General features: G+C 63.9%; 18 protein-coding genes. 7 read left to right on the forward strand and 11 right to left on the reverse strand.

Annotated elements, in window-relative coordinates:
* The first annotated feature begins 19 nt into the window (after positions 1-19).
* The gene (locus tag PAN31108_RS01600; RefSeq protein WP_150667146.1) at positions 20-1,762 is read left to right on the forward strand and encodes an AMP-binding protein; all 1,743 of its coding nucleotides are present in this window, start codon (positions 20-22) and stop codon (positions 1,760-1,762) included.
* A 4-nt stretch (positions 1,763-1,766) separates the two neighbouring features.
* The gene (locus tag PAN31108_RS01605; RefSeq protein WP_150667147.1) at positions 1,767-2,828 is read left to right on the forward strand and encodes a DUF1571 domain-containing protein; all 1,062 of its coding nucleotides are present in this window, start codon (positions 1,767-1,769) and stop codon (positions 2,826-2,828) included.
* Positions 2,829-2,980: 152 nt separating this feature from the next.
* On the opposite strand, the gene minE is transcribed toward PAN31108_RS01605, so the two are convergent.
* Genes minE through minC form a run of 3 tightly spaced genes read right to left on the reverse strand, consistent with a single transcriptional unit; the run spans position 2,981 to position 4,889 of the window.
* Positions 2,981-3,235 carry a cell division topological specificity factor MinE gene (gene minE / locus PAN31108_RS01610; protein ID WP_010808102.1) on the reverse strand — a complete coding sequence of 85 codons (255 nt, stop codon included), beginning with the start codon at positions 3,233-3,235 and terminating at the stop codon, positions 2,981-2,983.
* Positions 3,236-3,244: 9 nt separating this feature from the next.
* Positions 3,245-4,060, reverse strand: coding sequence for a septum site-determining protein MinD (minD, locus tag PAN31108_RS01615; RefSeq protein ID WP_069343771.1), 816 nt, complete (start codon positions 4,058-4,060; stop codon positions 3,245-3,247).
* Between the two features lie 43 nt (positions 4,061-4,103).
* Positions 4,104-4,889, reverse strand: coding sequence for a septum site-determining protein MinC (gene minC / locus PAN31108_RS01620; protein WP_150667148.1), 786 nt, complete (start codon positions 4,887-4,889; stop codon positions 4,104-4,106).
* Between the two features lie 352 nt (positions 4,890-5,241).
* Between minC and PAN31108_RS01625 the strand changes: the two genes are divergently transcribed.
* Entirely contained in the window at positions 5,242-5,430 is a 189-nt protein-coding gene (locus tag PAN31108_RS01625; protein ID WP_150667149.1) for a hypothetical protein, read from the forward strand.
* A gap of 424 nt (positions 5,431-5,854) precedes the next feature.
* On the opposite strand, the gene PAN31108_RS01630 is transcribed toward PAN31108_RS01625, so the two are convergent.
* Positions 5,855-6,571: an SDR family oxidoreductase gene (locus tag PAN31108_RS01630; protein ID WP_174994824.1), complete on the reverse strand. Its 717-nt coding sequence runs from the start codon at positions 6,569-6,571 to the stop codon at positions 5,855-5,857.
* Between the two features lie 151 nt (positions 6,572-6,722).
* Between PAN31108_RS01630 and PAN31108_RS01635 the strand changes: the two genes are divergently transcribed.
* A complete protein-coding gene (locus tag PAN31108_RS01635) occupies positions 6,723-7,628 on the forward strand; it encodes a LysR family transcriptional regulator (protein ID WP_150667151.1) in 906 nt (301 codons plus the stop codon).
* Between the two features lie 27 nt (positions 7,629-7,655).
* Here PAN31108_RS01635 and PAN31108_RS01640 read toward each other — a convergent pair whose 3' ends face one another.
* Positions 7,656-8,309: a TetR/AcrR family transcriptional regulator gene (locus tag PAN31108_RS01640; protein WP_150667152.1), complete on the reverse strand. Its 654-nt coding sequence runs from the start codon at positions 8,307-8,309 to the stop codon at positions 7,656-7,658.
* A gap of 206 nt (positions 8,310-8,515) precedes the next feature.
* Here PAN31108_RS01640 and PAN31108_RS01645 point away from each other — a divergent pair, with 206 nt between their 5' ends.
* Positions 8,516-9,226, forward strand: a complete 711-nt coding sequence (locus tag PAN31108_RS01645; RefSeq protein WP_150667153.1) for an SDR family oxidoreductase — start codon at positions 8,516-8,518, stop codon at positions 9,224-9,226.
* Between the two features lie 71 nt (positions 9,227-9,297).
* Here PAN31108_RS01645 and PAN31108_RS01650 read toward each other — a convergent pair whose 3' ends face one another.
* From PAN31108_RS01650 to PAN31108_RS01660, 3 genes are all read right to left on the reverse strand, one after another.
* Positions 9,298-10,206: a recombination-associated protein RdgC gene (locus tag PAN31108_RS01650; protein ID WP_150667154.1), complete on the reverse strand. Its 909-nt coding sequence runs from the start codon at positions 10,204-10,206 to the stop codon at positions 9,298-9,300.
* Between the two features lie 97 nt (positions 10,207-10,303).
* Positions 10,304-10,771: a cyanophycin metabolism-associated DUF1854 family protein gene (locus PAN31108_RS01655; protein WP_150667155.1), complete on the reverse strand. Its 468-nt coding sequence runs from the start codon at positions 10,769-10,771 to the stop codon at positions 10,304-10,306.
* A 30-nt stretch (positions 10,772-10,801) separates the two neighbouring features.
* Complete coding sequence (locus tag PAN31108_RS01660; RefSeq protein WP_246183720.1) at positions 10,802-13,207, reverse strand: cyanophycin metabolism-associated ABC transporter; 2,406 nt, start codon at positions 13,205-13,207, stop codon at positions 10,802-10,804.
* A gap of 297 nt (positions 13,208-13,504) precedes the next feature.
* Between PAN31108_RS01660 and cphA (PAN31108_RS01665) the strand changes: the two genes are divergently transcribed.
* Together cphA (PAN31108_RS01665) and cphA (PAN31108_RS01670) are read left to right on the forward strand one after the other, a co-directional pair.
* Complete coding sequence (gene cphA, locus PAN31108_RS01665; RefSeq protein ID WP_150667156.1) at positions 13,505-16,147, forward strand: cyanophycin synthetase; 2,643 nt, start codon at positions 13,505-13,507, stop codon at positions 16,145-16,147.
* Positions 16,148-16,318: 171 nt separating this feature from the next.
* Complete coding sequence (cphA, locus tag PAN31108_RS01670) at positions 16,319-18,898, forward strand: cyanophycin synthetase (protein WP_150667157.1); 2,580 nt, start codon at positions 16,319-16,321, stop codon at positions 18,896-18,898.
* 45 nt (positions 18,899-18,943) lie between these two features.
* Here cphA (PAN31108_RS01670) and PAN31108_RS01675 read toward each other — a convergent pair whose 3' ends face one another.
* The 3 genes from PAN31108_RS01675 to PAN31108_RS01685 form a co-directional block, all read right to left on the reverse strand.
* A complete protein-coding gene (locus PAN31108_RS01675) occupies positions 18,944-20,749 on the reverse strand; it encodes a hypothetical protein (protein WP_150667158.1) in 1,806 nt (601 codons plus the stop codon).
* A gap of 155 nt (positions 20,750-20,904) precedes the next feature.
* On the reverse strand, positions 20,905-22,395 hold the full coding sequence (locus PAN31108_RS01680) for a hypothetical protein (protein WP_150667159.1): 1,491 nt from the start codon (positions 22,393-22,395) through the stop codon (positions 20,905-20,907).
* 551 nt (positions 22,396-22,946) lie between these two features.
* Positions 22,947-23,963: a LysR family transcriptional regulator gene (locus PAN31108_RS01685; RefSeq protein WP_150667160.1), complete on the reverse strand. Its 1,017-nt coding sequence runs from the start codon at positions 23,961-23,963 to the stop codon at positions 22,947-22,949.
* Between the last annotated feature and the right edge of the window lie 91 nt (positions 23,964-24,054).

The following is a 24,054-nucleotide window of genomic DNA, read 5'->3' on the forward strand; positions in this document are numbered from 1 at the left end:
ATACTCAACGGAGACTACGATGGATCAAGCCGTCCAGCAGGAACGCGTGTGGCTAAAAGCCTACCCTCCCGGCGTTCCCGCCGACATCGACGTAAATCGCTATACCTCGCTCGTGCAGGCCTTCGACGAATGGATCGAAAAATATCGCGAGCGCATCGCGTTCGTGAGTCTGGGCAGCGAAATGACCTACGCCGAGGTGTCCCGTCAGGCTTACGCCTTCGCGGCGTGGCTGCAAGCGCAAGGGGTGCAAAAGGGCGAGCGCGTCGCACTGATGATGCCCAACTGCTTCCAGTACCCGATCTGCCTGTTCGGCACGCTCATCGCCGGCGCCGTCGTGGTCAACGTCAACCCGCTGTACACCGCGCGCGAATTGAAGCACCAGTTGAACGACAGCGGCGCGCAGACGATCGTCGTCTTCGAAAACTTCGCCAGGACGTTGCAGGACGCCATCGACGGCACGCCCGTGCGCAACGTGCTCGTCACCCAGATCGGCGATCTGCTGGGCCCGGGCGTGAACGCGAAGGGGCGCGCCGTCAACTTCCTCATGCGTCACATCGCAAAGCAGGTCCCGGCCTATCATCTGCCGCAAGCGATACCGCTGCGCCGGGCGCTGACCGAAGGCGCCCGACGCCAGGCCACGCCGGCGCCGCTCGTGCGCGAAGACCTCGCCTTCCTTCAATACACCGGCGGCACGACCGGTGTCGCCAAAGGCGCCATGCTCTCGCACGGCAACGTGCTGGCGAATCTGCTGCAAACGGAGGCCTGGGCGGCCGATCAGCTGGACGGCGATATCGAGGTGAATCTGTCGTTGCTGCCCATGTATCACATCCTCTCGCTCACGCTGAACTGTCTGGTGTTCATGAGCCTTGGCGGACGCAACATCCTGATCGCGAATCCCCGCGACGTGAAAAAGGTCGTCTACATCATCCGTAACGAAACCTTCACGGGCGTGACAGGGGTCAACACGCTATTCAACGGCTTGCTCGACAACCCCGACTTCTGCGCGCGCGACTTCTCGAAACTCAAGCTCTCGCTCGCGGGCGGTATGGCGACGCAACGCGCCATTGCCGAGCGCTGGAAGCAAGTCACGGGTAAGCCGATCATCGAAGGCTACGGCCTGACCGAATGCTCGCCGATCGTGACGATGAACCCCGTCGACATCGCGCACATGGACGCCTTCGACTTCACCGGCTCCATCGGCCTGCCCGCACCGTCGACCGACGTGCGTTTCAAGCGCGACGACGGCACGTGGGCGCCGATCGGCGAGCCGGGCGAGCTGTGCGTGCGCGGCCCTCAGGTCATGCGCGGCTACTGGAACCGCCCCGAGGAAACGGCCAAAACGTTCGACGCCGACGGCTGGCTGCTCACGGGCGACGTCGGCATCATGGACGAACGCGGCTACGTCCGGCTGATCGACCGTAAGAAGGACATGATTCTGGTATCGGGTTTCAATGTCTATCCGAACGAGATCGAAGACGTGGTGATGCTGCACCCGGGCGTGCGCGAGGCGGCGGTCGTCGGGGTGCCGGATCCGGTGGCGGGCGAGCGCGTGAAGCTCGTCGTGGTCGCAAAGGATCCGCAACTGAGTGCCGAGGAGATGGCCGCGCACTGCCGCAAACACCTGACCGGCTACAAGGTGCCGCGCATCATCGAATTCCGTCGGGGCGAACTGCCCAAGACGACCGTCGGCAAGATCCTCCGGCGGGAGCTTCGCGACCCGGCCCCGGCGAGCGCCGCACCTGCGCCGTCCTCAGGGAGATAGCCTCATGCCCCTCCGCTCATCGGCGCCTGCGCATCGCCGCGCGCGTCAACGTGCGCACGACATCCGCCGCACGACATGCCGACTCAGGCTAACGGCAAGGCTCCGGTCAGGGTTCAAGCAGGCGCTCTTACCGGTCGTGCTCGTTGCCGGGGCATTGGGCGCGCCCCATGGCCTCGCCAAAACCAATGCCCACAGCAGCGGCACCAACGCCACCGACGCCACCGGCGCCATCAACCCGGCAGACACCCCGGCCAGCCGCCCCGCCGGGGCGACGACGCCCGATGCCGACATCGCCAAACTCGCCGCGTTGCCTGTCGCTGCGCAAACACAGTGGCTCTCGCGCACGATCAAGAGCGGCGAACTGGCGAAGATGAGCGACGACGGGATCGTTGCCCGCATGCAGGCGATCCAGCCGGACGCCCTCGTGCACTTTCTGAAGGCCGAGTCCGCCGCCCTGCCCGAGTACCAATACGAGCTCACGCGCCACGAACGCATCAACGGTCAGTGGCAAACGACGCCGGATCGCATGCTCGTGAAGATTCGCGAAAGTCCACGGCAAATCTACGCGAAGTGGCTGCCCGACGGTGCGCATGCGGGACAGGAGATCCTCTACGACGAAACGAAACGGCCAAAGGAGATGTACGGTCATCTCGGCGGCATTCTCGGCTTCACGTCGATCTGGAGCAGCATCGACGGCACGCTCGCGCGCTCGCAATCGAACCACACCGTGCGTGATCTGGGATTCGGTTTCATCGCAGAGCAAATCGCGCACGACGGCAGGAGCTTTCGCGCCGCCGGGCTTACCGGCAAACCGACAAATACATCGGTATCCGAAGTGAATGGCGTTCGCGTGCTGGCGTTGGATTGGGATGCCCCATCGGGACCGCCGCAACACTACGCCAGCAAGTCACGCGTGCTGCTCGACCTGAAGACGGGCAGGCCGCGAGGCATCGAGGCGTGGGACGCGTCCGGCCAGAAGATCGAGGAAATGCGCTTCGAGAAAGTTCGCAAGGAACAGTGGACGGACACGACCTTCGATCCCCGAAACCCGGACTACAAGTTCTGAGCGGCGCGTAGACACACGGAGGAAAAACCACGACGAAAGCCCGCCACCCTTTCACGAGGGCGGCGGGCTTTCGCGTATTCGCACATCCGGCTACCATCACCGGCTACAACCACCGGCCACGCCTCACGGCGCCTGCCGGTGAGACAACCCGATCAGGTCTGCGGCAGCTCGATCTTCACTTCGAGCACTTCCAGGTTGTCCTGATGCTCGACGCTGACCTTGATGTCGTCTTGTGCGATTTTCACGTACTTGGAGATGACGGCGACCAGCTCGCGTTGCAGTGCCGGCAGGTAATCGGCCGGCGGCGACGAGCCCGCGCGTTCGTGCGCCAGAATGATCTGCAGGCGCTCTTTGGCAACGGCGGCGGTCTTTTTCTTCTCCCCCAGGAGGAAAGACAGGAAGGACATGGGCGCTCCTTACTTCGAGCCGAAAATGCGCTGCAACAGGCCCGGCTTTTGATAGTCGGTAAAGCGCATGGGCTTGTCTTCGCCCTTGAATCGGCTCACCACGTCGCGATACGCGTCGGCCACGTCCGTGCCATCCAGATGAATGGCGGGCGTACCCTGGTTCGAGGCATGAAGCACCGACTCCGACTCCGGAATCACGCCGATGAGCTTGATTCGCAGAATTTCCTGAATGTCTTCCAGCGACAGCATCTGACCATCGTTCACACGCTTCGGGTTGTAGCGGGTGATGAGCAGATGCTCCTTGATCGGCTCGCTGCCTTCGATGGCACGCTTCGTCTTCGACGACAGAATGCCGAGAATGCGATCCGAATCGCGCACCGACGACACTTCGGGGTTCGTCACCACGAGCGCTTCGTCGGCGAAGTGCATCGCGAGCAGCGCGCCGGACTCGATACCGGCCGGCGAATCGCACACGATGTATTCGAAACCCATGTCGGCCAGGTCCTTGATGACCTTCTCCACGCCGGCTTGCGTGAGCGCATCTTTGTCACGCGTTTGCGAGGCGGGCAGGATGAACAGGTTCTCGCAGGACTTGTCCTTGATGAGCGCCTGATTGAGATTCGCTTCGCCCTGAATCACGTTGATCAGGTCGTACACCACGCGGCGCTCGCAACCCATGATGAGATCGAGATTGCGCAGGCCGACGTCGAAATCGATGACTGCCGTCTTGTGCCCCTGCAAGGCGAGGCCGGCGGAAAAGCTGGCGCTGGTCGTCGTCTTGCCGACACCACCCTTGCCAGAGGTCACCACAATCACTTTTGCCATCTGTCGATGCCTTCCCAAACTTGAGGATGAAATTAGCTACGAATCATTTGAGCCCGAGGGGCTCGAAAATCAGTTTGTCGTCTACCAGCCGCACCTGCACCGACCGGCCCTGAACATCGGGCGGCAGCGCATGTTCGCCAGTCCGGTAAATACCGGCGATGGAAATCAGCTCAGGCTCCAGACAGGTGCAGAAGATGCGCGCGTCGAGCTTGCCCTTCACGCCTGCCAGTGCCCGCCCCCGCAGCGGCGCATAAATGTGAATATTACCTTCCGCGATCACCTCGGCTCCATAACTGACGAGATCGAGGATGATCAGATCACCCTTCGCGTAGACCTGCTGGCCCGAACGCAACGGCTTGTCGATGATCGTCGAGGGGATGGCAGACACCTCGGGCACGGCCGGCGCCGGCGCTGCGTGCCCCGACTCGGCACGTCCTTCGCCTTCGCCCCCTTCGCGTCCTTCGCGTCCTTCGCGTCCTTCTCGCCCGGCGCGCGGCGCGCGGCGCTCGTGCCGCTCCTGGCTATCCAGACGCGGCAGCCCCGCCACCACCGCCCAATCGGCCTGCTCGGTGTTGGCCACCACGCCGATCGGTTTCATGCGGAATTCGGCCAGCATTTCGGCCAACGCCGGCACGGCAACGCGTTCGTCGCCGGCCAGACGCCGCACGTCGATCGCGACCGTGTCGCCAGCAAAAAACTCCGGGGTCGCTTCGAAACGTTGCGCCAACTCGGTGCGCAAGGTCTCCAGTTCAGGCGTCTTGACAACGAAATGCAGGGTATCTACGGCACCGCTGCGTAACTCGAAGTACGGCGTTTTCTTTTGCGGCATGTCAGGTTGGTGTGCGCGAATTGCTGGCAAATTGGGCCATTCTACCGCCCCTTCGCTCCCAGCAAACCGGTAATAAGCGGGGCATCACTACAAATCGCGCAAATATTGCAATTGCTGCATCGCAATATATCAATGCATTTTGTATACGCTGAATGCGGTGCGAAATGCTAGACGATTGACATGCCCATGTCATCTGCCAAGCCTATTCTGCACGTGGGAAAGTCCACTACGAGAAGTGCTGCGCAGCAGCATCGAAAGTACGAATTTTGTCGCGCAAGCGTCTTTTTCGTGACCTATCCTTAAAGTCCCTGACGAGGGACCCCCCTGTGGAACCGCAAACCGGGAGACGAAGATGCTGAGTCATCATGAATTTGCCACCCTGATGCTGGTCAAGGATGCTCCGGAGCAAGTGGAGCTGAATCGCCTGGACCTCGAATCGTTGCTCGAAAGCAAACTGATCGAGTGGGAAGAGTTGGAAGCGGGGAAGAAGACGCCGCGTCTGACCGTCCAAGGCAAGTACTTCCTTCAGGCCGTTGCCTGAGCGCCCAGCCAGTTGTTTAAGGTGTCTTAGTCGCAAAAAAGCCCGCCGGAAGGCGGGCTTTTCATTGGTCGACCGGTCGGCGCGAACTCAACCGTGTCGAACGTCACGACGATGGCGACGCCACGTATGACGCGCCGCCGGGTGCTCCCGGCACCAGTTGCGATCTGCCAGCCAGGCGACGGCAGCGCCCACGACCAGCGCAATCACCAACATCCCAATCAAGCTCCCTGTCAGCATAGCGGCCTCCTAACTTCGATATGGCGGGATGGCACGATTTCATTCTAGGCAATCCCTATCGAAATAGGTACCCGAAAGTGATTCGGGTATACCGCGTTTATATGACGGCAACGTGTACGCCGGATCGGGACCCTGAAAGATGCCGCGACGCAGCATCGTTCAGGATTTCCGTTGCCGATGTGTGGCCTCAGGCGATCGCGCCGCCGGCGTCGATCAGCACGGTCGACCCTGTCGCGCTGGGGGTGCCGGCGAGATAGAGAATGCTGTTCGCGACGTCTTCGGCCGCCACGACGCGGCGTGCGGGGAGCCGCTCTGCCGCATTGCGATACATCGCCTCGCGGTCCGCTTCGGACAATTTGTTCCACAGCGGCGTCGCCGTCAGGCCCGGCGACACCGTATTGACCCGTACCGGCGAGAGCTCCAGCGCCAGCCCGCGTCCGAGCGCTTCGACGGCGGCATTGATCGCGCCCTGCACGACCGACGACGTATTCGGTCGCACGCTCAGGTAGCCCGACGTCAACGTGAGCGACCCCCCATCTTCAATACGCGCGAATTTGGCGACGTGATACGTCCCCCAGAACTTGCTGTTGAACGCCGCATGGGCGTCTTCCAGAGACAACTTGCGCACTTGCCCCGTGGGCGTCTGCGCTGCGGAGATCACAACGTGCTGCCACGGCGCATGCGCCGCGAAGAAGCGTTCGACGGCCGCTACGTCGCCGGTATCGAGCACGACTGCACGTGCGGTGCTGCCGATGGTGGCGAGCGCGTCGTCGAGCTTTGCCTGATTGCGCGAGGCGATCGTGACGGTCGCGCCGGCGTTGGCGAACGCTTGCGCCGCCGCACGGCCGATGCCGGAACTGCCGCCGATGACGAGCACGCGCTGACCTTCGAAATTGAACATGATGTGACTCCGGAAATGGGGAGGAGGATCGGAAAACCGCGACACCCCCGGGCCACCGGCGATGTCATGAAGCTATTGTGATCCTCATCCTCGAAGACGATAATCCCCCAAAAAACTGAATGACTCTCTTCAATTTATTGAGAATTGCATCCCGATGATCGATCAGACGCTGGACCTTACCCTCTTCGACCGGGTGGTCGCGACGGGCAGCATGTCGGGCGCCGCGCGCGAGCTGGGATTGTCGCTGGCGGTCGTGAGCAAACGCCTCGGCCTGCTCGAACAGCGGCTCGGTGTACGCCTGCTCAATCGCACCACGCGCAAACAGGCGCTCACCGAGGAAGGACAGGTCTTCCATGCGTGTTGCCAGCGAATTCTGGCGGAAATCGCCGAGACTGAACGGTTGATGACGCGACAGGCAGGCACCGTTGGCGGCGTGCTTCGCATCAGCGCGCCACGCGCGTTCGGGCGTCGCCATCTCACCCCGCTGCTTGTCGCATTTCGCGAACAGCATCCCGACGTGAGGGTGCATCTGTCGCTGAGCGACCTGTGGGTCGATCTCGTTGCCCACGGCATCGATGTCGCCATCCGCGTGGGCGCCCTGCCCGACTCCAGTCTCATCGCGCAGGAACTTGCGCCGAACTATCGCGTGCTGGTCGCCTCCCACGCTTATCTGGCGCGGCGCGGTACGCCCCACGATGTGGGAGACCTGCGCCGTCACGATTGCATTCTGTTCGGCAACGCGCCTCACGGCGATTGGCGATTTGTATCGCAATCCGAAACATTTCGCGTGCAAGTCCCCGATACTTATGTCGTCGACGACGGGGATACGGCCCATGAACTCGCGTTGCATGGCGCGGGCATCACGCAGAAATCGATCTGGGATGTCGGCGACGATATTCAGGCAGGCCGCCTCGCACGCGTGCTGCCCGACCTGCGGATTCCGGCGGCGCCGCTGCATGCCGTATACCCGCACAGCCGCCATCTGGCGCCGCGCACGCGCATGTTCGTCGAGTTCCTGCGCGACAGCCTTCGTGCCACGTGGCGCTGGCCGCAGGACTGACCGGCCGCCGCGCCTCACGACATCCCGTCAGTCGGTCGCGGCGCGCTGATCGGCTTCGTTATCGGCTTCGTTATCGGCTTCGTTATGGACCTCGCTATGGGCCTCGTTCAGCGCCTCACGCCCCGCCGCCAGTAATGCCTCCGACAGCGCCGGGTCGGCGCTCACCACGGCGCGCGAAAGCACGAGCGAGCCGACCATCTGCGCGAATCGCGCCATGGCGCGTCGATGCGCCTGCTCGTGCGTCAGCCCCTGCGCCATACCTGCTGCGGTCATGTGTTCGAGCGAGTCCGCCAGCCCTTTTGCGTAAAACGCCTGCGCCTCGCCACCGATACGCGACACGTCCCCCGCGAACCCGGCCATCGGGCAGCCGCACGCCACATCGTCCCGATGTGCCGTCGACAGATACCTGTTCGCGCCGGCCTTCGCCGGCTCGCCTGAGGCCACTGCCGCGGCGCTCTGCGCGAGGCGTCCGTTGTTCGCCTCGATCGCCCGCGCCATGACGGCGGCGACGAGCGCGTCCTTCGACTTGAAGTGGTTGTAGAAGCCACCCTGCGTGAAACCCGCCTCCTTCATCAGCGCCGTCAGCCCGACGGCATCGACGCCTCGCTCGCGAAACAACCGATCGGCCGCACTGACGATCGCCTCCCGGTTCTCCGCCGCCTGCTCTCTTGAAATTCCCATTTTCCTGCTCCTTGACCCATAGCCGACGCATCGCCGCTATCGACCTCATCGAAAAAGACAATGTCGATCACCATTGACAAATTCGCTCTCCGTTTGCACAATGCGCTCAAATTGACGATGGCGACCACCATTGTCAAGAACTGTAACCGAATTCGCCGGTCGTTTCCATGGTCGATTCGGCCCACTTACCTTGCTGGAGCAGTGAAATGAAGATCAAAGATGCCGTCGTATTCATTACCGGTGCAAACCGTGGCCTGGGACTCGAATTCGCAAAGCAGGCGCTGGCCCTCGGCGCGAAGAAGGTCTACGCCGGATCGCGCGATCCGTCCAAGGTGACGTTGCCGGGCGTCGTTCCGGTCAAGCTCGACGTCAACAATCCGCACGACGTGGCCGCGGCCGCGGAACTGGCCGGCGACGTGACGCTGCTCATCAACAACGCCGGCATTGCCCGCGTGTCCGAAGGACTGACTCGCCCGGGCGCGGCGCAACTGCTGCGCGAGACGCTGGAGACCAACCTGTTCGGCGTGCTCGCCATGACCCAGGCGTTCGCCCCGATCCTCGGCCGCAATGGGGGCGGCGCACTGCTCAACGTGCTGTCCATCGTGAGCTGGGTCAACTCGCGCGTGATCCCTGAATATTCGATCACGAAGTCGGCCGCATGGTCGCTGACCAATGGCGTGCGTCACGAGCTTCGCGCACAGAACACTCAGGTGGTGGGCTTGCATGCGGGTTACATCGACACCGACCTGACGAGCGGCTTCGACGTGGAAAAAGCCGCGCCGTCGGACGTGGTGCGTCAGGCATACGACGCCATCGAGGCGGGTGAGCTGGAAGTGAGCGTCGACGAGCGGACCCGCGCCGTCAAGCAGGCGTTGACGCAAGGCGTCTACCTGATCGATCCGTCCGCGCAATCGTAAAAAAACGCCGCGGCGCCCTGCCCGGGCGTCGCGGCGTTCCGTGTGTCGGCGAAACAGGTCGCGGGCGGGCGTCAGGCCGCCTTGTCCATCTGGCGCTCACCGCCCACGGCTTCGACCAGATCGTCGAGCATGCGGGCGAGTTCGCCGGTCATGAGCGCCACATCCGCGTCGAACTTCTCGGCTTCGCCTTCGGCAGTCGGGTCGGCGGCGTCCTTGATGATGTCGAGCGGCGTCACGCGCTTGATGATGAAGGCGTCGGTCAGGACGAACGAGATGCGGTCGTTCCACGTCATCGCCAGCTTCGTGCAGCGCTTGCCGGCCTCGATGTGCTGGCGCACGTCCGCACCGTCGAGCGGATGCGCCACATAGCGCACCGCCGCCTTTTCATCGGTGTTCGAGCGCAGTTCGACGTCCTGATCGACGGTGAAACCGGCGGGGGCGTCGTTGCCGGCAAGCCATGACGTCATCACGGCCACCGGCGCTTCGTTGAGCTCGACGTTCTCCAGCATGATGTCCAGCGTCTTGAGCAGCAGGCTGCGCACTTCGTCGGCCTTCGCCGGCGACGCAGCATCGATCACCAGCCAGCGATTGACCGGATCGATCCACACACGCGTATCGCGACGAATGCCGAACGCGCGCGGCAGCAGCTCGTCGGTGACTTGCTCCTTGAGCTCGCGCATTTGCTTGCGGCCCGGCTTGAAGCCCTGCTGCTCCTCGAGTTCGGCGGCCTTGGCCCGCGTCACCTGATTGACGACGGTCGTCGGCAGCAGCTTCTTCTCGGCGCGATAGGCGAGCAGGAACTGACGATTGATGCTGTGCACGAGTTCACCGCCTTCGCGCGGCGGTGCCCAGCCCTGCACCTGCATTTCGAGGCTGCCGCCCTCACGGAAGGCGTGCTTTTCGAGCGCCTCTTCCATTTGCGCGACGCTCATGGACCAACCGGCAGGAATTCGGTGCAACTGAAGATTCTTGAACCACATCGGCATCACCGCAAAATCAAAAGCACGGATTTTACCAGCGCCGGGAGGTACGGCGAAGTGCGGTCACGCCAATCGTGCAAAACGCCTTCGAAAGACGTCAGAGGAAGCGGTCGAGAATCTTCCGGCTGGGCTTGTCCAGCGTGCCCGTGTCGCGAATCAGGAAGTGGATGCCGTGGTTGTCGGTAATGAGCAGCGTGTGCGCACCCAGACGTCGAATGTCTTCTTCGCCGCGCAGCACGAACGACGCCTCGCCGCGATTCGTCTCGACGGTCCATTTGCTGGGCGTGGCGAACGTCGACACCCCCTTGATGCGCAGCACCTCCGGCATGAATTCACGGGCGGCCAGTTCGTCGTGCACGAGCGCGCGCATGGCCGACGGCAATGCATCGAGCGAATCGAGCCAGACCAGTTCCCGGCCTTCGGTGCTCACGAGCGCGAGCCCCTCCTGGGGTGCGGCGATCGGGAACGCGCGCACCGGCACGACGCCTTCATGGGCGACGCCCTCGGCGTCGGTCAGCACCAGACGTCCGAAGGCGTTGCGCGACAGGGTGAAATCGATCTGCATAAGTAGCTTCGCGAATGGTGCGGTTGACGATTAGTTGACGGAGAGCGGCTGGGCAGGCGCGGCGGTGACGGCGGCGACCGTCGCGGCAGCTTCGGCCGACTCGACGACCGCGTCGATATCCGTATCGACGTTGCGCTGCTGCGCCTGATAAAGCTTGTAGTACGCGCCTTCACGTGCGATCAGTTCGTCGTGGTTGCCCACTTCGACGATCTTGCCGCGATCGAGCACCACGAGCCGGTCGGCCTTGCGCAGCGTCGAGAGACGGTGCGCGATGGCAATCGTCGTGCGGCCCTTGACGAGGTTGTCGAGCGCCTTCTGAATTTCCTTCTCCGTCGCGGTATCCACCGACGACGTCGCTTCGTCCAGAATCAGAATTCTCGGATCGATCAGCAAGGCACGCGCAATCGAAATGCGCTGACGCTCACCGCCCGAGAGCGCCTGACCACGCTCGCCGACAAGCGAGTCGTAACCGTGCGGCAACCGCAGAATGAACTCGTGGGCGTGGGCCGCGCGCGCCGCGGCGACGATCTCCGCGCGCGTCGCATTCGGCTTGCCGTAGGCGATGTTGTCCGCAATCGTGCCGAAGAACAGGAACGGCTCCTGCAACACCAGACCGACGTTGCGGCGGAAGTCCGAGACCGGCAGCGCACGGATGTCTACGCCGTCGATCTGAATCGAGCCTTCGGCCACATCGTAGAAGCGGCAGATCAGGTTCACGAGCGTGCTCTTGCCCGAGCCGCTGTGACCGACCAGACCGATCATCTCGCCCGGCGCGATGCGCAGATCCATCCCCCGGATCACGGCGCGGTTGCCGTAGCGAAAACCGATGTCGCGCAGATCGATGGCGCCCTTCACTTCCTTCAGATGCACCGGATTGACCGGCTCAGGCACGTTCGAGACGTGATCGAGAATATCGAAAATGCGCTTCGCGCCGGCGGCGGCTTTCTGCGTCACGGAGACGATGCGGCTCATCGAATCGAGACGCGTGTAGAAACGGCTGATGTACGTGAGGAACGCGGCGAGCACGCCGACCGTGATCTCATGCTTCGAGACTTGCCAGATACCGAAGATCCAGACAACCAGCAGGCCGACTTCCGTGAGGAACGTGACCGTCGGCGAGAACAGCGACCAGACCTTGTTCACGCGGTCGTTGATCACCAGGTTGTGACGGTTCGCCTCCTTGAAGCGCGCCACCTCCCGATTCTCCTGCGCGAACGCCTTGACCACGCGAATGCCCGGAATCGTATCGGCCAGCACGTTGGTGATTTCCGACCAGATGCGGTCGACCTTCTCGAAGCCGTGACGCAGCCGATCGCGCACCAGATGAATCAGCCACGCGATGAACGGCAGCGGCACCAGCGTGACGACTGCCAGCCACGGGTTGATCGATACGAGAATGACCGCCGTCATCACGATCATCAGCACGTCGGTCGCGAAGTCCAGCAAATGCAGCGAGAGAAAGACGCATATACGATCGCTCTCCGAACCGATGCGCGCCATCAGGTCGCCCGTACGCTTGCCGCCGAAGTACTCCAGCGACAGGCGCAGCAGGTGCGAATAAGTCGCCGTGCGCAAATCCGCCCCGATACGCTCCGACACCTTGGCGAGCAAATAGGTGCGCGCCCAGCCCAGCACCCAGGCCACAAGCCCCGCGCCCATCAAGCCCGACAAATACATTCCCACCAGGTGGTAATCGATGGGCTTGCCGTTCTGGAATGGGATCAGCACGTTGTCCATGAGCGGCATCGTCAGATACGGCGGGATCAGCGTGGCCCCCGTGGCACAAAGCGTCAGCAGGAAACCGGCCAATAACTGAAAGCGATACGGACGCGCGAAGCGCCACAATCTGAGCAATGCCCACGTCGACGGCGGGGCTTCTGCTTCCGGATTGCATTGCGGGCACTCTTCGGCCCCCGTCGGCAACTCCGCCTGACAAATCGGGCAAACCCCGGCATCTTCCGGCTCGTGGCTTGCGGCATGGCCGGCGACGAGCGCGTCACGCTGGCGCACGATCGTGTCCATCAGCGTCAGCGCCGCAGGATTCTGGCCGAGCGTGTAGCGCCAGTTGGCGAGCTTTCGGGTGGCGTCGCACAACTCCAGCGAGCCGACGCCCGCGTGGTCCGTGTGCGCGAGCGTCAGGTCGGCCCGGTACGCCCACGAATGCCAGGCCCCCGAGGGCGTGTCGCGGCGTGCTTCACGGGCGATGACACGACGGTCGGTCGCGACGACCACCCCCCGCGCGAAATGCAATTGCGCATCCAGATCGACGGTAAGCCAGGCCAGCACCGTCTCGCCTTCGGCGAGTTGGGCGGTGAGATCGAGGTACCAGGATTCGGCGGCGGCACTGCGGGCCGGCGTGGCAGCCACAGACGCGGCGGCGGAAACATCTGTCGATGGGGCGGCGGGTGACGCCGCTTGAGCGGAGGTGTCAGTCATTGATGCGGCAGACGTGTCCTCAAGGGGCGGACATCGAGCAAACGGAGAAAAATCGACGCGGACTTTCCCTGTCAGGTCCGCAAAATTGCCGCAAGTATAACCACAGCGACGCTTTTTGCGACACAGAGTTCCCGCATGACACGGTGCAACATGGAAATATTGTTGCGCCTGTCAACCGTTTACGGAATTTTTGCGTTAAGCATCCAGTTAACTGTAAAAGCGCGACCGGCTGTGCCGCCCCCAATTGGCCTCGCCGGCTTTCTCGTACCAGCCCTGACGCGTGAATTAAAGCCTTAGATGAAAAAGAAAGACATTGAGATTTTCGATGTCCTGTCGCTGCGCGGACCGAATATGTGGACATATCGGCCAGTGCTTGAGGCATGGGTCGATATCGGCGAACTGGAAGCGTTCCCGTCCAATAAGATCCCGGGGTTCCCCGAGCGACTGTCCGAGTGGCTGCCCACCCTCATCGAGCACCGTTGCAGCATCGGCGAGCGCGGCGGCTTCCTCCAGCGTCTGCGCGAAGGCACGTGGCCGGGCCACATTCTCGAGCATGTCACGCTCGAACTCCAGAACCTCGCCGGCATGCCCGGCGGCTTCGGCAAGGCCCGCGAGACCCCGATCACCGGCGTGTACAAGGTGATCGTGCGCGCCTGGCATGAAGACGTGACCCGCGCAGCGCTGTTTGCGGCCCGCGATCTGGTCATGGCTGCCATCGAAGATCGTCCATACGATGTCGAGGCCGCCGTGGAATCCCTGCGCGGGCTGGTCGACAAACACTGTCTCGGCCCGAGCACGGCGTGTATCGTCGACGCCGCCGACGACCGCGACATCCCGCATTTGCGTCTGTCCGACGGCAATCTGGTGCAACTGGGCTACGGCGCTGCCGCCCGTCGCATCTGGACCGCCGAGACGGACCGCACCCCCGCCATCGCCGAGAGCATCTCGCGCGACAAGGATCTGACCAAGCAACTGCTCGAATCGTGCGGTGTGCCCGTGCCGGAAGGCCGTCTGGTCTCCAGCGCCGACGACGCCTGGGAAGCCGCCCAAGATATCGGCCTGCCCGTGGTCGTCAAGCCGTACGACGGCAACCATGGCCGTGGCGTGTTCATCAATCTCACCACGCGCGACGAGGTCACGACCGCGTTCGGCGTGGCGCTCGAAGAAGGCAACGGCGTGATCGTCGAGCGCTTCGTGCCGGGCCTGGAGCACCGTCTGCTGGTCGTGGGCGGACGCGTCGTGGCCGCCGCGATGGGCGAAATGGCCTGTGTCGTGGGCGACGGCCAACATACCGTCTCCGAACTGATCGAGTTGCAAATCAACAGCGATCCGCGTCGCGGCAGCGCGGAAGACCAGCCGCTCAACCGCGTGCGAATCGACTCGTCGGCCCGCCTCGAACTCAAGCGTCAGGGCTTCGACGCCGACTCCGTGCCGCCCGAAGGCAAGAACGTGCTGATCCAGCGCAACGGCAATGTCGCCTTCGACGTGACCGACCGCGTGCACCCGAGCGTGGCGGCGCATGCATCGCTTGCCGCCCGCATCGTGGGTCTGGACATCGCCGGCGTCGATCTGGTGGCGCAAGACATCTCCCGGCCGCTCGCAGAGCAACGCGGCGCCATCGTGGAAGTCAACGCCGGCCCCGGCCTGCTGATGCACCTGAAGCCGGCCGACGGCGCACCGCGTCCGGTCGGCCGTGCCATCGTCGATCATCTGTTCCCCGATGGCGACGCCGGCCGCATTCCGATCGTCGGCATTACCGGCACGAACGGCAAGACCGTAACGGCGCGTCTGCTCACCCATTTGCTGCAACTGGCGGGCGAGCATACCGGCCTCGCGTGCAGCGACGGCCTGTTCCTCGGCAAGCGTCTGGTGCAAGGCGGCGATCGCGCCAACTGGGACGCCGCGAACCGCGTGCTGATGAACGCCGGCGTGACCGCCGCCGTCTTCGAAAACGACAGCACCGCGATTCTGTCCGAGGGCCTTGCCTACGACCGCTGCCAGGTCGGCATCGTGACGAACATCGATCGCCCGGACCATCTGGGCCAGTACTTCGTAGAAGATGTCGACCGCATGTTCAGCGTGCTGCGCACGCAGGTGGACGTGGTGCTGCCCGACGGCGTGGCCGTGCTCAATGCCCGCGACCCGCTGGTCGTGGAAATGGCCGAGCTGTGCGACGGCGACGTGATCTTCTTCGGGCTGGACGAACAACTGCCGGCCATCGTGGCGCATCGCGCCGCCGGCAAGCGCGCCGTATTCGTGCGTAACGGTCAGGTGATGCTCGCGACCGGTGCGGAAGAAACCGGCATCGGCGCGACGGCCAACATGCCCCTGACCTACGCGGGCCGCGTCGGCTTCCAGGTCGAAAACGTGCTCGCCGCCGTGGCGGCCGCATGGTCGATGGGTGTGGCGCTGGACATTCTGCGCGCCGGCGTGACCACCTTCGACGTCGGTCAGGTCGATGCCCCGGGCCGCTTTACGCTGTTCGAAAAACAAGGCGCGACCGTGATCGTCGACGACGCCCACAACGCACCGGCGCTCGCCGCGCTGGCCGCCGCGCTCGCCACCGTGCCCGCCGAGCGTCGCACGGTGGTCTACGGCCCCGGCGCCGATCGCATGGACGAGGACCTTCAGGCGCAAGGCAAGCGGCTTGCGCAGACGTTCGACCACGTGGTGCTGTGCGACGACCTGAGCATCGCACGCCATCGCGAGTCGGCCGAGTCGCGCGCGCAACTGCGTGCGGGCATCGACGCCGCCGAGCGCAAAGTTCAGGTGACGGACGCCGGCGAGCGCCGCACTGCCGCCGAAGCGGCGCTGGACCGCATGACGAGCGGCGATCTGCTCGTGTTGCAGGCCGACGAAGGCGGTGCCGCCGCGATGCTCGAACTGGTGCACCTGTGGATGGGACAGCCGCTGCGCACGCTCGGCGGGCTTGCCGCCTGAGCACGTGCGCGCCAAATGAGTGAAGCGCGGCGTCCGGCAGACACGTCTGCCGCCGCCGTCGCTATATATAGATCTTCACCAAACACCTAAGCCACAGTCGTTTTTCTCGCCAAGCATCTGCCATATATAGACATATAGGGACGCGAAGTGGACAGACAGGGATTGCAATTTATGGAAGTCTCCCGTATCCGCGCATTGCGCGGGCCGAACCTCTGGAGCCGTCACACCGCCATCGAGGCCATCGTGACGTGCACCGATCTGGAATATTCGATCGGCAATCTGGCCGGTTTCGAAGCCCGTCTGCGCGCCCGCTTCCCCGAGCTGCCCGCGCTCACGCCCGACGCCGAAGAGCGCTCTGTCTCGCTGGCCGACGCACTGGCCACCACGGCGCTGCACCTGCAAGCCGCCGCCGGTTGCCCGGTGACTTTCAGCCATACGACGCAAACCATCGAACCGGGCACGTTCCAGGTGGTGGTGCAGTACAGCGAGGAGCCGGTCGGACGCCTCGCCTTCGATCTCGCGCAGCAACTCATTTACGCCGCGCTCGAAGACAGCCCGTTCGATCTGGCCGATGCGCTCTTTCGCCTGCGCGATCTGGACGAGGACGTGCGCCTCGGCCCGTCGACCGGCTCGATCGTGTATGCGGCCGTCGCGCGCGGCATTCCGTACCGTCGCCTGACCGAAGGATCGATGGTGCAGTTCGGCTGGGGCAGCAAGCAGCGCCGCATTCAGGCAGCCGAGACCGACCGCACCTCGGCGGTGGCCGAGTCGATCGCACAGGACAAGGATCTGACAAAGACGCTGCTGCACGCCGCCGGTGTGCCGGTGCCGCTCGGCGGTACGGTGCGCGACATCGAAGACGCGTGGAAGCTGGTGCAGGAGATCGACGCCCCGGTCGTGGTCAAGCCCCGCGACGGCAATCAGGGCAAAGGCGTCGCCGTGCGTCTGCGCACGCGCGAAGAGATCGAAAAGGCATTCGAGGCGGCCCAGGAGATCTGCCGCGACGTGATTATCGAGCGCTACATTCCCGGTCACGACTTCCGTCTGCTGGTCATCGGCAACAAGCTGGTGGCGGCTGCACGTCGCGATCCGCCGCAAGTGACCGGCGACGGCGTGCATACCGTGCGTCAGCTGGTCGACGCCGTGAACGCCGACCCGCGCCGTGGCGAAGGCCATGCCACGTCGCTGACCAAGATTCGTTTTGACGACATCGCGCTCGCCACGCTGGCCAAGCAGGGCCTGGACGCCGACTCGGTGCCGAATGCGGGGGCGCGCATCGTGCTGCGCAACAACGCCAACCTGTCCACCGGGGGCACGGCCACCGACGTGACGGACGACGTTAATCCCGAAATTGCTGCCCGCGCCGTCGCGGCGGCCCAGCAGGTCGGCCTGGATATCGCCGGCGTCGATGCCGTGTGTGAAACGGTCATCAAACCGTTCGAGGATCAGGCCGGCGGCATCGTGGAAGTCAATGCGGCACCGGGGCTTCGCATGCACCTTCAGCCGTCTTACGGCAAGGGCCGCGCAGTCGGCGAGGCCATCATCTCGACCATGTTCGAAGACGGTGACGACGGTCGCATTCCCCTCGTGGCCGTCTCGGGCACGAACGGCAAGACGACCACGGTGCGCCTGATCGCTCACCTCATCGCGCAACAAGGGTTGCGTGTGGGCATGACGGGCACCGACGGCATCTACATCAGCGGCGAGCGGATCGACACCGGCGATTGCAGCGGCCCGCGCAGCGCACGCAATGTGCTGATGCACCCGGATGTGGACGCCGCGGTGTTCGAAACGGCGCGCGGCGGACTGCTGCGCGAAGGTCTCGCATACGACCGTTGCGACGTCGCCGTCGTGACCAACATCGGCATGGGCGACCACCTCGGACTGTCGTACATCCACACGGTGGAGGATCTGGCCGTACTCAAGAGCGTGATCGTGCGCAATGTGTCGCCGCGCGGCATGGCGGTTCTCAATGCTGCGGACCCGATGGTCGCGCGCATGGCGGACGCCTGCCCGGGCGATGTGACCTACTTCGCCGTGGACGCCGCCCATCCGGTACTCGCCACGCATCGCGCCAAGGGCAAGCGGGTGGTCTATGTCGACGGCGCGCATATCGTGACGTCCCATGGCAGCGAAGCGACACGTTACGCGCTCGCCGAGATTCCGCTCACGCGCAACGGCGCCATCGGCTTCCAGGTCGAGAACGCAATGGCGGCGATCGGCGCGGCCTGGGCGTTGAACCTCGATCCGGCGACGATTCGTGCCGGACTGGCGACATTCGTGAACGACGCGGGCACGGCGCCGGGCCGCTTCAACGTCTTCGATTACAAGGGCGCGACGCTGATCGCCGACTACGGCCACAATCCCGACGCCATCGCCGCCCTCACGCAGGCGGTCGAGACCATGCCCGCGCGCCGCCGTTCGGTGGTGATTTCGGGCGCAGGCGACCGCCGCGACGAGGACATTCGTCGTCAGACGGAGATCCTCGGCGACGCCTTCGACGACGTGCTGCTCTATCAGGACCAATGCCAGCGCGGCCGTGAAGACGGCGAAGTGATCCGGCTGCTGCGCGAAGGGCTGGTCGATGCCCGTCGCACGAGCCACGTCGAAGAAATCGACGGCGAGTTCGTCGCCATCGACAAGGCGCTCGCCCGTCTGCAACCGGGCGATCTGTGCCTGATCCTCATCGATCAGGTCGACGAAGCGCTGGCGCACATCGCACAACGCGTTGCCGAGGCCAGCGCCCGCTGAGCCTGCACCGGGAGCCTCCACGGTTCCCGGCATTTTCGGTTCGCATCAACGCTCGGATCCGGCAACAGGCGGCGCCTCGACGATGCCCGCCCCGGTTTGCGTCACGACCTGACGCGTTTCCGACAACAACAGATCGAGCGCCGCCAGACCGTCGACGAAGTCCGTCGACGCGATCGCCCGATCCAGATACGGGTGCCGACGTCGGCTGCCGAGCAGTTGCCGCCGCGATCCCTCGGTGATGAGTTCGTAGACGTTGCCGGTGGTTTTGCCGTGCCCCCGCAGCAACAGCAACCACTCCAGTGGCGCATGTTCGCCGAACTCATTGAACTCGCCGAACTCATTGAACTCGTCGAACGAGAACGGATCGGACCTGCCGTCGAAATGAATGACGCAGGTTTTTAGCTTCAGGCCGTCTGCCGAACTCAGTTCGTCAAGGTGTTGCGCGATCGCCGCCCGGATCAGCGCAGGCGTTGCCCCCTGCCTCATTCGCGGCGCCGTGGCGTCCAGATATCGCTGCGCGAGACTCAGATGCACCGCCTCGTGCCCGGCCAGAACGTCGCTATCGCCATGCCGGTGCCGAATCGCGCGCAGATAGGCCGCCGCCAGTTGGTGTGTCATGGCCTCGCTATGCGCGAGCCCCCGCGCGGCGAACGCCTCGGCGCAGCGCCGGCAAATCCTGCACAGTGGATCGTGATCGACCCCGTAACTCCTGGCCGCGCCGTCGAGCGCGTGTTTCACCACGGCGAAACTCTCGATCTGCGCCAATTTTTCGGCTGCCGACGCATAGAGACAAGCCGCGATCGCAAGCTCCCCGGCTTCGGCGAAATGTTTGGCGGACGCGAGATATTCCTGCGCCGCCAGTCGGGGTTGCGCGGCGCAATCGTAATGAAACGCCGCCAACTGCCGCTGCTTGCCGGCGCCGATCTGATGGACGCGCAGATCGTCTTCCAAGGGCGCGCGGTGGCCTTCGGAGGCCCCGGCAATGCGAAGTATCGTGCGCATGGCGATCGCGCCCTCCATCGTGGCCGCGCGTTGACGCGCCTCGCCGGCCCGACGCGCGTCCCCCATCCGATGGAAAAATCTCGCCAGCGTTTCGCTGAAATCCAGTCGCAGGTTTTCACGCCGCACCGCATCGTGCACGCCGACGGCGAGCACGTAGATCTCGTCGGCATGAAGGTCGGGCGTCAGACTGCCGTCGGAGCCGATGACGGCGCTGAGCAAATGGTAAGTGGGCGCGGCGTGGGTCTTCGAAATATCCGGCAGCAGGCGAAGCAACGTCGTGCCCGCCGAGGTTCCTTCGACACGCGCGAGAAGCAATTGCGTCGCTTCGCGCTGCGTCAGATTCAGGCCGCGAGGCGACAGTCCGCCCGCCATCATCGCGCAACGGAAGCCCGTCCCGGGAAGATCGACGGCGAGAAGCTTCGCCTCGGTCAGATAAAGCGAGGTTTCCGAGGGCTGCGACCAGCGTCGAACGATTTCGTCGCGAACGCTCGACGACAACGTCCCGAACAATGTCTCGGCGTGCCCGTCCAGTTCGTCAGGTTTGCGATTGTGCAGCGCGCACTGAAGTCCGCCGGGCAGTGTGGAGAAGTGATTCAACACGAGCCGCGTGACCGTCTGATCGCGATCCACGTCGGGGCGAAAGCAGCGCCTGATGACTGTCCATCCAAGGGTTTTCGCCACACCCTCGAGCCGATCGCCGGCCTCGTAAAGCGCTGCGGATCCCGGTGAGCAGGTATGCACGCTCTGCTTGAACTCGCGCATGGCGCACGCCAGTGCTTCCTCCGGCGTGTCGACGCTTCGACACCGGATCGCCGAATGATTTACCGACAACAGGGCCACCGAATTCATCGCATTTCCCGCCCCCACGACCTTGCAACGCATAGCGATACGCCAGTGTCCCATTGCCCCGGTTCACCGGCGTGCACAAATCGCTCAGCCTGCCACTTCTCGGAGGGTGGCCGGCGTGCCGCGCCCGGCGTCGGCCGGGCGGGCGCTGCAACGCGTTACAGATCGGTCGACTCGATGTCCTCGGACGCGTCCGCCGACGCGCGGTCCTTCGTCGCCGGTGACAAAAGCATGTCGAGCGCGGCCACATCGTCGATGAAATCGGACGCCGATAATGGATCCTGACGGTAGGGATGCCGGCTATTTTTGGTCTCGAGCAGCCGTTGCCGCGACGCATCCGTCATCAAGTCATATACGTGTTTGGCGTCGCTGGCTTTGCCCCGGCGCAACAACACCCACTCGGTCGGCGACTGAACGTCGAATTCCTCCGCCGAGATGAAGTCGCACTTGTCTTCGAAGCGAATGGCATACCCTTGCCGCTGCAATCCGTCGTCCGAGGCCAGTGCCTCGAGATTCGCGTCGATCGCGGTGCGGATCATCGCGGCAAAATCCCGGTCCTCGCTCGACAATCCGACGCTCGCGAAATATGTGCGCGCCATTTCGCGATGCGATGTCGCAAGCGTACTCGCAGGCCCCGCCCCTACCGCATCGAGCGCCTCGGCGGCGAGCTCGTGGATCATTGCGGCGCTCACGTAGAGGCCGCGCGCAACGAATGCGTCGGCGCAACGTGCACTGATCCGCGACGCACCGTCGACATCGCTTTTGTATCCTTCGATCGCCTGGGTAAGCACGTTGCCGACTTTCGGAAACACATCGAACGTCGCCATTTTTTCGAGCGCACTGGCGTACATTCGCGCCGCCATCACCTGGTCGCCCACACCGGCAAAACTTGCGGCGGACTTCAGATACTGGCTCGCGGCCATGCGCGGCTCGTTGGCCCGCGCATAGTGAAAGCCCGCCCAGCGCCGATTCTCGGCAACCCCCATCTGATTGAATCTGCGAACCTCACCGATCGTCGTCAGGCCCTCGCGCGCAACTTCGCCGTTCTCCATGTTCTCGGCGGGCCGCATCTCGGCCCGGATCGTCGCCACGATCTCGCGCGATTGCGCAGCACGCCGGTTATCGCCGACCCGGCTGAAAAAGCGGGCGAACCGCTCTCGCAACGACACGTCGCCGCTGTTGTTGAAAACCTTGTCGTGCGCGGGCGCCGCAAGGGCGTAAGCCGCATCCGGGTCCACGCCGGGCAAGAGGCTGCCGTCCGCGCCGATGGCCGCGCCGATCAGGTGGTAGTCGGCGGGCGCATGGTCCTGCGGAAGCCCCGGGAGCATTTGCAGCAACGTGCTGCCGGGCGGCTCACCCTCCGGTCGGGCAAGCAGAAGCTGTGTCGCCTCCTGCTGCGAAAGGTTGAGCCCTTTTTCCGACAAGCCGCCGCCCATGAGCGAAATGCGGAAATCCGTGCCCGGTATGTCGAGCGCAATGAACTTCCCCTCGGTCACATGCACCGATGTGCCTTCGGCTTGCGCCCAGCGCCTCACGATCTCCGCGCGCACCTCGGGTCGCAACGCGTTGATCAACCCTCGTGCCTGACGATCCAACTGGTAATACTCGTGCGTCCTGAGCGCATGGGTCAGGCCCGTTTCGGTCGTCATGATGTGATTTCGGACGAGACGCCGGACGAACGTGGTGTGATCGACATCCCGCGTAAAGCATTGCTTGATCGCCTTACGCCCCTCCCCTTTGCAAAATGCTTTCTCGACACGATGGATCGCATCGTCGAGTTGCGCAGAACCCGCAGAACAGGTTTGCAGGCGCTCTTGCAAGACCTCCATCGCATGCGTGAACTCCGCCGATGGCGACTCTAATGTGCGGCAGGGGTGAAGTGCGCCTCTGAGGGCGTCGAGCGCCCCCGAAATCATTGCAGCCCCCGCAGCGCAGGCACATTCGACGTCGTCGAACGTCCTCCGCAATACCGCGCTCCGGCGGTGCGTGCGGTGTCGGCGCCGACGAAGGCGACGCGGGAAACCGTCTCGGAGGTGAGCCGGCAAACGCCGGCAAATGGAAGGATGGTCGCCAGGCACTGGCGGCGGGTCGTCGATAACGTCATGGTCGAATCCGGCGGGCACGGTCATTTCCACGCCCGCTACGTGAAGAAAAGGCCCAAGTCTCCCATTGGGCCTTTTCACACGCGTGCAGAAATCGCTCAAACCACGACTTCTTGCGGCGCCATTTCCGTGCCGTACGTCGCCCAGCGATGGTCGCCATCTTCGGCGGCGGCCACGGTCGGCTTGCATTCCCCCGCAGTCTCGTCGAGGCCTTGCAACAACGGACAGCGCTCGAAGATTTCCGCGATGAAGTCGACAAATACCCGCACCTTAGGCGACAAATGCCGGTTATGCGGATAGACGGCCGAAATCGGCATGGGCGGCGGTTTCCATTGGTGCAGGATCTCCACCAGTTGCCCCGATTGCAGGTACGGCAACGCCATGAAGCGCGCCAGTTGCACCGTCCCCACGCCGGCCAGTCCCAGTTGGAGGTATGCCTCGGCGTCGTTGACCGCGACCGTGCCCTGCATGTGGATTTCGATTTCCTTGCCGTCCACCACGAACTGCTCTTCGATGACCCGGCCCGTGCGGCTCGAGAAGTAGTGCACCGCCGTGTGCCGCTGCAAATCGTCCAGCGTATGCGGCATGCCCATGCGCTCCAGATAGGCCGGCGACGCGCATGTCAGGCTCTGGAACAGGCCGACCCGGCGCGCCACGAGGCTCGAATCCTGAAGCGTGCCCACGCGCAGCACGCAGTCGACCCCTTCCTGAATCAGATCGACGGGCTTGTCGCCCATGCCGATCATCAGTTCGATCTCGGGATAGCGGTCGCGAAACTTGCACATTTGCGGCAACACCACGAGCTTGCCGAGTGAGCCCGGCATATCCACGCGCAACTTGCCGCGCACGCGCTGACTGCTCTCCCGGAACGAAGACTCCGTCTCCTCGATGTCGGCGAGGATGCGCAGGCACCGCTCGTAATAGGCGGCACCGTCGGGCGTGAGATTCAATCGCCGGGTCGTTCGCTGAAGCAAACGGGTCCCCAGATGCGACTCCAGGTTCTGAATGATCGTGGTCACCGAGGTGCGCGGCAACCCGAGATTGTCGGCGGCACGCGAGAAGCTGTTCGCCTCGACCACCCGCGTGAAGACCTGCATCGCTTGCAAGCGATCCATGATATTTCCCCATTGAAGACACCGTTTCCCTGGCGGGCCCGACGAAAAGTCGCCTCATTGCCGACGCATATCCTTATGGGCCGGACGCATA

It is taken from the genome of Pandoraea anhela (assembly GCF_902459655.1).
GTDB classification, from domain to species: domain Bacteria; phylum Pseudomonadota; class Gammaproteobacteria; order Burkholderiales; family Burkholderiaceae; genus Pandoraea; species Pandoraea anhela.